Raw genomic sequence first — 11,052 nt, forward strand, 5'->3', positions numbered from 1 at the left:
CATGACCCGTTGTCATACACCCCTCTAGATGGGGGTTCAGCGATCCCGATCCAAACCAGACGGCCGAAGGCAAACCCATCTGATTCGCCGCGGCGATGGTAGAGCAGATATGGAACAGCACTGCGCCCCATTGAAAGTCATGGTCATCGACGACTCCCGAACGATTCGTCGTACCGCCGAGACCCTGTTGAAGAACGTCGGCTGTGAGGTGATCACCGCCGTGGACGGCTTCGATGCCCTGGCCAAGATCGCTGATAATCATCCAAGAATCATTTTTGTCGACATCATGATGCCCAGGCTGGACGGGTATCAGACGTGTGCGTTGATCAAGAACAACCGGGCATTCAAGTCTACGCCGGTGATCATGTTGTCCTCCAAGGATGGGCTGTTCGATAAGGCCAAGGGGCGTATCGTCGGTTCCGATCAGTTTTTGACCAAGCCGTTTAGCAAGGATGAGCTGCTCAATGCGATCAAGGCCCATGTGCCGGAGTTCGTTGCAGTAGAACAACAACTATCTTGATGCCGGGCCCTTGCACGGGGACGGCTGTTTCTATGGGGAAGCACCATGGCTCGAATTCTGATCGTCGATGACTCGCCGACTGAAATGTACAAGCTGACCGGGATGCTGGAGAAACACGGCCATCAGGTCCTCAAGGCCGAAAACGGTGCCGATGGTGTGGCCTTGGCGCGTCAGGAAAAACCGGACGCCGTGCTGATGGATATTGTCATGCCGGGCCTCAACGGCTTTCAGGCGACCCGTCAGCTGACCAAGGATGCCGACACCAGCACCATCCCGGTGATCATGATCACCACCAAGGATCAGGAAACCGACAAGGTCTGGGGCAAACGCCAGGGCGCGCGGGACTACCTGACCAAGCCTGTGGATGAAGAAACCCTCCTGAAAACCCTGAACGCGGTCCTGGCGGGCTGAAGCCCGATCCGCGTTCATGGCCCAGTCGCAAACCGCCTTTCAGCTGCTGCTCGACATCGACCAGCGTTGCCGCTCGCTGGCTGCCGGCCTGCCGTTGCAGGAAACCCGGCAGCAAGGCTGGAGCGGCATCGGTTTTCGCATGGGCGAGCGCTATTACGTCGCGCCCATGGGCGAGGTCGATGAAATCCTCCACGAACCGCGCTATGCCGTGATGCCGGGCGTCAAACCCTGGGTCAAGGGCATCGCCAACCTGCGTGGGCGGTTGTTGCCGATCATGGACCTGTACGCCTTTTTTGGTCATGAGCTGTCGCCGTTGCGCAAACAGCGCCGCGTGCTGGTGATCGATCATCAGGACGTGTTCGTCGGCCTGCTGGTCGATGAGGTGCTGGGCATGCAGCATTTCAGCGAGCGCAGCCTGATGCCGGAGCTTTTGGGCGACAGCGATCCCGACATCGCGCCTTATATTCAGGGCCGTTTCCTGCATGAACAGGCGTGGCGGGTTTTCAGTCCTCGAAGCCTGGTGCAGTCGCCGGGTTTCATGGATGTCGCGCTGTGATTCTTTCCAACCCATTCAACCAGCCTGTGGGAGCGATTTCATTCGCGAGAGGGCCGTACACTCGACCCATCTCTGTTGAATGTACCCACGCCTCGCGAATGAATTCGCTCCCACAGTTTTTGGTGACGAGTATCTGGGCATCCGCAATGCACACTGATCTTCAGGCGGAGCCCTGAGAAATGAGTAAAACCGGCAAGTCCCAAGAAGGCCTGCGCAGCCGTTCGCAGATCGTGGTCCTGTTCATCGGCCTGATCGTGTTGATCATGCTGCTGTTCGTGAATTTCGCGTACTTGAGCACGCAGTCCAACTACGACAAACAGTACATCGGCCACGCCGGTGAATTGCGCGTGCTGTCCCAGCGCATCGCCAAGAACGCCACCGAAGCCGCAGCGGGCAAGACCGCAGCCTTCAAATTGCTGGCAGACGCACGCAACGACTTCGACACCCGTTGGCAGTACCTGAAGAAAGGCGACAAGAACACTGGCCTGCCTGCCGCGCCGGCAGCGGTCACTGATGAGCTGAAAGCGGTACAGAACGATTGGGAAAATCTGCGAAAAAGCACCGATGTGATCCTCTCGCGTGAGCAGACCGTGCTGTCGCTGCATCAGGTCGCGGCCACACTCGCCGAAACCATCCCGCAACTGCAGATCGAGTCCGAGAAGGTGGTCGATATCCTTCTGCAGAACCGAGCGCCCGCAAGTCAGGTGGCGCTCGCTCAACGCCAGTCGTTGCTGGCCGAGCGGATTCTGGGTGCGGTGAACACGGTGCTGTCGGGCGATGAAACCGCCGTTCAGGCCGCTGATGCCTTCGGCCGCGACGCCACTCAGTTCGGGCGCGTGCTCAACGGCATGCTCGAAGGCAACGCGACGCTGAAGATCACGCAGGTCGAAGACCGTGACGCCCGCGCGCGACTGGCCGAAATCGCCGAGCTATTCCAGTTCGTGTCGGGATCGGTAGACGAAATTCTGGAAACGTCGCCGGAATTGCTCGAAGTGCGCGAAGCCGCCGGAAACATCTTCACCCTCTCGCAAACCCTGCTCGACGAGGCCTCGGTACTGGCCAACAGCTTCGAGCACATGGCCGGTGGCCGGACCACCAACAGCTATGGCGGCTATATCCTGGGCTTGCTGGCGCTGGCGTCGATCATCCTCATCGGCCTGGTGATGGTTCGCGAGACCAACCGCCAGCTGCGCGAGACCGCCGAAAAGAATGATCGCAACCAGACCGCGATCATGCGCCTGCTCGACGAAATCGAAGACCTGGCCGACGGCGATCTGACCGTGTCGGCCTCGGTGACCGAAGACTTCACGGGCGCTATCGCCGATTCCATCAACAACTCCATCGACCAACTTCGCGAGTTGGTGGCGACCATCAATCTCACCGCCGAGCAGGTTTTCGGCGCCGTGAAGGACACCCAGACCACCGCAACACAGCTGGCTGCGGCGTCCGAGCACCAGGCGCTGCAGATTGCCGCGGCCTCCAATGCGGTCAACGACATGTCCCGCTCGGTCGAACAGGTCTCGGCCAACGCTTCGGAATCGGTGGCGGTGGCGGAGCGTTCGGTGGCGATTGCCAACAAGGGCAACGAGGTGGTGCACAACACCATCAATGGCATGGATAACATTCGCGAGCAGATTCAGGACACCTCCAAACGGATCAAGCGTCTGGGCGAGTCTTCTCAGGAAATCGGCGATATTGTCAGCCTGATCGATGACATTGCCGATCAGACCAACATCCTGGCGCTCAACGCGGCGATTCAGGCATCCATGGCAGGCGATGCCGGACGCGGCTTTGCGGTGGTGGCCGACGAAGTGCAGCGCCTGGCGGAGCGTTCGTCGTCGGCGACCAAGCAAATCGAGACATTGGTCCGCGCGATTCAAAATGACACCAACGAAGCGGTAATCTCCATGGAGCAAACCACCACGGAAGTGGTGCGCGGCGCCCGGCTGGCGCAGGATGCCGGTGTGGCGCTGGAGGAAATCGAAGGCGTGTCCAAAGTGCTGGCGGCTCTGGTTGAAAGCATCACCAATGCCGCGCAGCAACAGGCCGCGCTGGGCCAGCAGATTTCCGCGACCATGACCGTGATTCAGCAGACCACCACCCAGACCACCTCGGGGACGGCGGCCACTGCGCGAAGCATGGGCAACCTGGCGAAGATGGCCAGCGAGATGCGTCGTTCGGTGTCCGGCTTTACATTGCCGGCATCACGGGATTCACATTGATCGTCAGGCCTCACGACTTGGGCAACTGGAGCCATCATGGCTGACCGTCGCGACTACGTGGCCCTGGAGTGGGTCAAGGGCGAAATAGGCGAGACCCTCAAGCACGCCCGGCAGGCGCTGGACGCGTTCGTGTCGCGCCCCCACGATCCGTCGACGATGGAGGTCTGCCTAGGCTTCATCCATCAAGTGCACGGCAGCCTGCAGATGATCGAGTTCTACGGCGCCGCGCTGTTCGCCGAGGAAATCGAGCAACTGGCGCTGGCGCTGCAGCAAGGCCACGTGGCGCAAGAGGCTGAAGCCGTGCAGCTGTTGCATCAGGCCATGAACCAGCTGCCGGTGTATCTGGAGCGCGTGCATTCGGCCCGACGCGACCTGCCGTTGGTGGTGCTGCCGCTGCTCAATGACCTGCGCAGCGCCCGTGGCGAAAGCCTGCTCTCGGAAACCAGCCTGTTCTCGCCGCAGCTTCTGTCGGTGCCCGAACTCGATGCTCGGACTTTGGCCCAACGCGATATGCCCGAGTTGCCCGCCAAGTTGCGTAAATGGCGTCAGACCTTGCAAACCGCCCTTGTTGGCCTGCTGCGCGAACAGGATGTGCAGACGCAGCTCGAATACATGACCAAGGTCTTCGCGCGTCTGGAAACCCTGTGCAAGGATGCGCCCCTCGAACCTTTGTGGCGTATCGCTAGCGGTCTGGTCGAGGGCATGGCCTGCGGCAATTTCACCAACAGCCCGGCCCTGCGCAGCCTGTTCAAGGATGCCGACAAGGAACTCAAGCGCCTGCTGGAACAAGGCATTGCCGGGATCAACCAGCCCGCTCCGGATGAGCTGCTGAAAAGTCTGCTGTTTTATATCGCCAAATCTGACAGTCAGGCTCAGAGGATGATGGATTTGAAGGACCAGTACGGCCTCGCCGAGGCACTCCCCGAAAGCGCGCTGGTGGATGAAGAGCGCGCGCGGATGGCGGGCCCTGACCGTGACGCCATGCGCTCGGTGATCATCGCACTGTGCGATGAACTGGTGCGCACCAAGGAACGGCTGGACGTCTTCGTGCGCGGCAATCGTCAGCATGTCAGCGAACTCAATGCCTTGCTGCCGCCCCTTCGGCAGATCGCCGATACCTTGGCGGTGCTGGGTTTCGGCCAGCCGCGCAAGGTGATCATCGATCAATTGAGCGTGGTTCAGGGCATGGCCCAGGGGCAGCGCGAGCCTAGCGATCCGACCCTGATGGACGTCGCGGGCGCCTTGCTCTATGTCGAAGCGACACTGGCGGGCATGGCCGGAACAGTCGATCAGAGCAGCCCCGAAGAAAGCCGCCTGCCCACCACCGACCTGAGTCAGATCCACCAGTTGGTGATCAAGGAAGCGCGCATCGTGCTGCAGCAGGCCAAGGACGTCATCGACGAGTACGTCGACGGTGAACTGGACCGCGAGCGTCTGGCGCCGTTGTCAGCGCAGCTGATTCAGGTGCGCGGCGCGCTGGCGATGATTCCGCTGGCCCGCGCGGCGGGGCTGTTGGCGGCCTGCAACGATTACATCATCGAACACCTGCTGAGCGACGAGCAGCGGCCCGCCTGGTCGCAGCTCGATCATTTGGCCGACGTCATCATCGGCGTCGAGTATTACCTGGAGCGCATGGCCGAGGACCCGGAAGCGCCGGGCGAGCATGTGCTGGATCTGGCCGAAGAAAGCCTGGCGCGGCTGGGTTATTCCCCAGTCGCGGATGAAGTGGATGTGCCGATGCTCGAAGACATCGTCGATCACGAAACGCTGCACGGCCAGCAGGCCCCGGCCGGTAACACTCAGACGCTGGCCGAAGCCTTGGCCAGCCCGCTGTCGGCGGTCAACCCGCCGGCGCGGCATGTCCCCACCAGCCTGTTGCCGCCGCCCAAGGGCGAGCCCGCTGTGGATGACGAGCTGCGTGATGTGTTTCTGGAAGAGACCGATGAGGTCCTTGAAGCGCTGCACGAATACCTGCCGCGCTGGGTGAGCGATCCTCAGAACATCTCGGCGCTGAGCGAAATGCGTCGTGCGTTCCACACGCTCAAGGGCAGCGGGCGCATGGTGCGGGCGCTGATTCTCGGCGAGCTGGCGTGGGCCGTGGAAAACCTGCTCAACCGCGTGCTGGAAGGCGACGTCGAGCCGGGCGCGCAGGTGCAGCAGCTGCTCGAAGACATCCAGGCACTGTTGCCGGATGTGATTCGCGATTTCGCCGAAGACGTGCAGCGCCAGCGCGACGATGTCGACCGGTTGGCGACCCGCGCCCATGCGTTGGCTCAGGGTGAAGACATTGCTCAGTCGCCCACGCCTGCCAGCACCTCAGAGCCACAACCTGCCGAGCCGAAGCCAGAGGAACATAAAGACGAGGGTTTCGACCCGCAGTTGCTGGAAATCTTCCGCCAGGAAGCCTTGACGCATCTGGACACCTTGAATCGCTACCTCAATGCGGTTCAACACGACGAATCCCCTGCGTTCAGCGATGAATTGCTGCGCGCGTTGCACACCCTCAAGGGCAGCGCCTACATGGCGGGCGTGTTGCCGATGGCCGAGCTGGCGAGCCCGCTGGATCAGCTGGTGCGCGAGTACAAAACCAACCTGATGGCGGTTGGTCAGCCGGAAGTCGAGCTGCTGCGTGCGGCCGAGCCGCTGTTTCATCAGGGCCTGGCGCAGCTCAAGACCGATCCGCTGATGCCAATCGAAGGCGCTGCGCCGCTGATCAAGGCCGCGCAGGAAAGGCTCGACGAACAACTGGCCGAAGCCCTGAGGGCCGACAGCAACGGCCTGCGCATTCGTCGTAACCCGCACCTGATCGCCAGCTTTCTGTCCGAGGGCATGGACATCCTGCTTGACGCCGAGACCTTGCTCAATCGCTGGCGCAAACACCCCGGCGAGCGTCAGGAACTCAATGCGCTGCTCGACGAGCTGACCATGCTCGGCCAGGGCGCACACATGGCCGACCTGCCCCAGGTGGACGAGCTGTGCGAAGCCCTGCTCGACCTCTATGGCGCTGTGGAAGAAAGCAGCCTGGCGGTCAGCGAGCGGTTTTTCCATGAGGCGCAAGCGGCTCATGAAGCGCTCATCAACATGCTCGATCAGGTTGCCGCCGCGCAGGCCGTTCAGGCGTGTCCCGAGCGCATTCACGCACTGCGCGCGTTGCTCGACGAGGCGCTGGACCCCAACGCCATGGGCGTCATCAAGGGCGATGGCGGCGTGGCCACGAGCGTCACCGAGCTGGCTCAGGCCACCGAACACCTCGAAACCCAGACTGCACAGCCGGAACGGGATGACATCGATCAGGAAATCGTCGACATCTTCCTCGAAGAAGCCGTCGATATCCTCGACATCGCCGGACAAGCCTTGCAGCGCTGGCTGGACGATCCGGAGAACCCGCTGCCGCTGTCGTCGCTGCAACGGGATCTGCACACCCTCAAGGGTGGTGCGCGCATGGCCGAAATCGGCCCGGTGGGCGATCTGGGGCATGAACTCGAATCGCTGTATGAGGCGCTGATTGATCGGCGCTGCAGCTACTCGGCGCCACTGGCGGCGCTGCTGATGCGCAGTCACGATCAACTGGCGTTGATGCTCGAACAGCTGCAAAACCGTACCGAACTGGTCAGCCCTGACGAGTTGGTGGAGGAGATTCGCGAGTTTCGGCAAAACCATTGCTACGTGCTCCCTCAGGATGGCGAGCCGCGCAATGTCGGCTCGATGATTCAGCCGCTGGACGAGCGCGACCCCGAGCTGCTGGAAATCTTCCTCGAAGAAGCCGACGACATCATCGAAAGTTCCAGCGCTGCACTGGTGCGCTGGCAGGCCGAGCCGCAGAACACCGTCGAAGTGGAAAACCTGCTGCGCGACCTGCACACCCTCAAGGGCGGCGCGCGCATGGTCGAGATCGCGCCGATTGGCGATCTGGCCCATGAGCTGGAGTCGCTGTACGAAGGGTTGTCGTCCGGCACGCTGAAAAACAGCGCGCTGCTCAATGGCCTGCTGCAAAGCGGTCACGACATGCTTGCCGACATGGTCGACGCGGTGCGTGGTTATGAACCGCTGCCTAACCCTGCGTTGCTGATCGACAGCATCGCGCAGTATTCGGCTTCCGGCGCCATTCACGAGTTGGTCAGCAAGCCGCTGGAAGAACCTGCATTGGTGCCGCCACCCACGCCTGAGCCCGCGCCGGCGACCCCCGAAGCGGACGCCGAGCGTACCGGGCCGGAAATGGTCAAGGTGCCTGCCGATCAGCTGGAAGATCTGGTCAACCTCGCGGGCGAAACATCGATCTTTCGCGGCCGTATTGAACAGCAGGTCAGCGACGCGAAAGTCACCCTGGCCGAGATGGAAACCACCATCGAGCGGATGCGCGATCAGTTGCGACGCCTGGACATCGAGACGCAGGGGCGCATTCTCAGTCGCGATCATCACGCCGATCGCTCGGGCTACGAGGAGTTCGACCCGCTGGAAATGGACCGGCATTCGCAGCTGCAGCAGCTGTCGCGCGCGCTGTTCGAGTCGGCGTCCGACCTGATGGACCTCAAGGAAACCCTCGATACCCGCACCCACGACGCCGAAACCTTGTTGCAGCAACAGGCGCGGGTGAACACCGAGCTTCAGGAAAACCTGATGCGCACGCGCATGGTGCCGTTCGAACGCATGGTGCCGCGCCTGCGTCGGATCGTGCGGCAGGTGTCGGGCGAGCTGAACAAGAAGGTCAAGTTCGACGTGGTCAACGCCGAAGGCGAAATGGACCGCAACGTCCTTGAACGCATGGTCGCGCCGCTGGAGCACATGCTGCGCAACGCGGTCGACCATGGCCTTGAGACGACCGAAAAACGCCTGGCCAAGGGCAAATCCGAAACCGGCCACATCACCCTGAGCCTGGCCCACGAAGGCGGCGACATCGTTATCGAAATGAGTGACGACGGCGCCGGTGTCGACTTTGAAGCCGTGCGGCGCAAGGCAATCAAGCGCGGCCTGATCGCCCCGGATGCCGAGCTGAGCGAGCACGATACGCTGCAATTCATCCTGCAGGCGGGCTTCTCGACCGCAGAAACCATCACGCAGATCTCCGGGCGTGGCGTGGGCATGGACGTGGTGCACGCCGAGGTCAAGGAGCTGGGCGGCTCGATGGTCATCGATTCGAAATCGGGGCAGGGCGCGCGCTTCCGCATTCGTCTGCCGTTCTCGGTGTCGGTCAACCGCGCGCTGATGGTGCAGTGTGGCGAAGAGCAATACGCGGTGCCGCTGAACAGCGTCGAAGGCATCGTGCGGGTCATGCCCAGCGAGCTTGAGGCGTATTACCAGTCCTCGCCGCCGCGTTATCAATACGGCGAGCGGACGTACGAGTTGCGTTACCTGGGCGAGTTGCTGAACAACGGCCAGCCACCCAAGCTGATCGGCCAGACTCAGCCGCTGCCGGTGTTGCTGGTGCATGTGCACGACCAATGGGTGGCGGTGCAGGTCGACGCGCTGGCGGGGTCGCGGGAGATCGTGGTCAAGAACCTCGGGCCGCAGTTTGCGGGCGTGCAGGGGATTACCGGCGCGACGATTCTGGGTGACGGCAGCGTGGTGCTGATTCTCGATTTGTTCGCCCACATCCGCCGATTGCATGCGCAGATGCTGGCGCTGCATGTCTCAGGACAGGCGCCGACGCGGTACGTCGAGGCCGAACAGGCGCGGCCGTTGCTGGTCATGGTGGTCGACGATTCGGTCACGGTGCGCAAGGTCACCGGGCGCTTGCTGGAGCGCAACGGCATGAACGTGCTGACCGCCAAGGATGGTGTCGACGCCATGGCGTTGCTGCAAGAGCACACGCCCGACGTTATGCTGCTGGACATCGAAATGCCGCGCATGGATGGCTTTGAAGTCGCGAGTAAAGTGCGAGAAGACGAAGCGCTCAAGCACTTGCCGATCATCATGATCACCTCCCGCTCGGGGCAGAAACACCGCGATCGCGCCATGGCCCTCGGGGTGAACGACTACATGAGCAAGCCCTATCAGGAAGCGGCACTGCTCGCGAGCATCGCCCACTGGAGCCACGCCCATGTCTGACACCACCACCCAGACCGCACGCCTGACCAGCCTCACCGGCCTGCTCATCCCCCTGAGCGACCGGCACCTGCTGCTGCCCAACGTCGCCGTCGCCGAACTGATCGACTACCAGGACAGCATCGCCGACCCCGCCGCACCCCAGTGGTATCTGGGCCCGATCAACTGGCGCCACCGCAGCCTGCCGCTGCTCAGCTTCGAAGCCGCCTGCGGCAGCCGCGCCCGCGTTGGCGGTCGCGCGCGAATCGTCGTGCTCAATGCCCTGGGCGGCCGACCCGACCTGAAATTCATCGCCCTGCTGACCCAAGGCATTCCCCGCTCCTGCAAACTGGACAGCCAGCTCAGCTACGTCGACGTGCCGCTGTCCGAGCTAGAGCTTGCGGCGGTGCAGGTGGGCGAGACCATGGCCAAGATTCCCGATCTGGTGGCGCTGGAGCAGTGGCTGGTGGATGCAGGGTTGGTGCAGGTGGTGGGGCCGGGGATTTGAGCTAAACCATAGGTGCGGATTCCAGCTGCCAGCGCTATCGATTTGCGCGTTGGTGCAACACCCTCAAAATCTGAAGCTGACTATTTTTGACTCGATAAGGTGCTACATAGGGGTGTCTGGAAAAAACGAACTCTCTGATATCTGGTGCTTGAGAGGGGCGGCCCAACCCACTGAATGTCATCAGGGGCTCCAGTGCCTCAAGCATTTCGATCACGATGCGGTTGGCCGCTTCCAAGCCCGAACAGGCGGTGCAGTACTCATGTATGCCCTCCAGATCGCTTTGTGCTCTATCAGTCAGGGCTATTTTCAGCACGCTTTACCCACTTCTCTTTTACGGATTCCAGATCGGTCAGGTTCCCGGCATCGGCGTCAGCGATCCCTTCCGTAATCGCCTGCAGATGCCAGACCTCAGCCTCCAGATACTGGCCTAGCGCTCGTTTCAGGTGATATTGACGGTCGCGCTCGGTGGCTGCAGCCAGACGGTCGAGCGTGCTCACCATTTCTTCATCGGTTCGAAATGACAATACGGTTGATGACATGAGGCCCCCAGAGAGTTGGTGGATGTATACATCGTATACAGCTGTCATGAAGGTAGGGGCGTGTGGCAGAGAAGGCAATTCGGTTGGTCGCGACATTGGATGGGGATCACACATTCATGAGACAGAAAGGTTATCTGGCGGTGCCAAGCGGAGCTGGTACATATTTATGCACGCTCATTTAAACCTCGTGAGCCGAATAAACAGCCGATTCGGCTCGCCCAATGAGCCGAATCGTCATTTCCAGCACCCGTTTCGCAAACCGTTGTCGGCCCCAT

Annotated in this window: 8 protein-coding genes; 6 read left to right on the forward strand and 2 right to left on the reverse strand. The window is 61.6% G+C overall.

Annotated features, from left to right (window positions below):
• Positions 1-109 precede the first annotated feature (109 nt).
• From pilG to AC07V9_RS24310, 6 genes are all read left to right on the forward strand, one after another.
• Positions 110-520, forward strand: a complete 411-nt coding sequence (pilG, locus tag AC07V9_RS24285; RefSeq protein ID WP_495018179.1) for a twitching motility response regulator PilG — start codon at positions 110-112, stop codon at positions 518-520.
• 45 nt (positions 521-565) lie between these two features.
• Positions 566-931: a twitching motility response regulator PilH gene (pilH, locus tag AC07V9_RS24290; RefSeq protein ID WP_495018180.1), complete on the forward strand. Its 366-nt coding sequence runs from the start codon at positions 566-568 to the stop codon at positions 929-931.
• Between the two features lie 16 nt (positions 932-947).
• Positions 948-1,487 (forward strand): chemotaxis protein CheW, encoded by a 540-nt coding sequence (locus AC07V9_RS24295; RefSeq protein ID WP_495018181.1) that lies wholly within the window; start codon positions 948-950, stop codon positions 1,485-1,487.
• 179 nt (positions 1,488-1,666) lie between these two features.
• Positions 1,667-3,709, forward strand: coding sequence for a methyl-accepting chemotaxis protein (locus tag AC07V9_RS24300; protein ID WP_495018182.1), 2,043 nt, complete (start codon positions 1,667-1,669; stop codon positions 3,707-3,709).
• A 36-nt stretch (positions 3,710-3,745) separates the two neighbouring features.
• Positions 3,746-9,754 carry an Hpt domain-containing protein gene (locus tag AC07V9_RS24305; RefSeq protein ID WP_495018183.1) on the forward strand — a complete coding sequence of 2,003 codons (6,009 nt, stop codon included), beginning with the start codon at positions 3,746-3,748 and terminating at the stop codon, positions 9,752-9,754.
• The gene (locus tag AC07V9_RS24310) at positions 9,747-10,238 is read left to right on the forward strand and encodes a chemotaxis protein CheW (protein WP_495018184.1); all 492 of its coding nucleotides are present in this window, start codon (positions 9,747-9,749) and stop codon (positions 10,236-10,238) included. Before AC07V9_RS24305 ends, AC07V9_RS24310 begins: the two co-directional genes overlap by 8 nt.
• 34 nt (positions 10,239-10,272) lie before the next feature.
• Here AC07V9_RS24310 and AC07V9_RS24315 read toward each other — a convergent pair whose 3' ends face one another.
• Both AC07V9_RS24315 and AC07V9_RS24320 read right to left on the reverse strand, forming a co-directional pair.
• On the reverse strand, positions 10,273-10,551 hold the full coding sequence (locus tag AC07V9_RS24315) for a type II toxin-antitoxin system RelE/ParE family toxin (RefSeq protein ID WP_495018185.1): 279 nt from the start codon (positions 10,549-10,551) through the stop codon (positions 10,273-10,275).
• Positions 10,529-10,777: a CopG family ribbon-helix-helix protein gene (locus AC07V9_RS24320; protein ID WP_495018186.1), complete on the reverse strand. Its 249-nt coding sequence runs from the start codon at positions 10,775-10,777 to the stop codon at positions 10,529-10,531. Before AC07V9_RS24320 ends, AC07V9_RS24315 begins: the two co-directional genes overlap by 23 nt.
• Between the last annotated feature and the right edge of the window lie 275 nt (positions 10,778-11,052).

The organism is Pseudomonas sp. GW821-FHT02A11 (genome assembly GCF_059421985.1).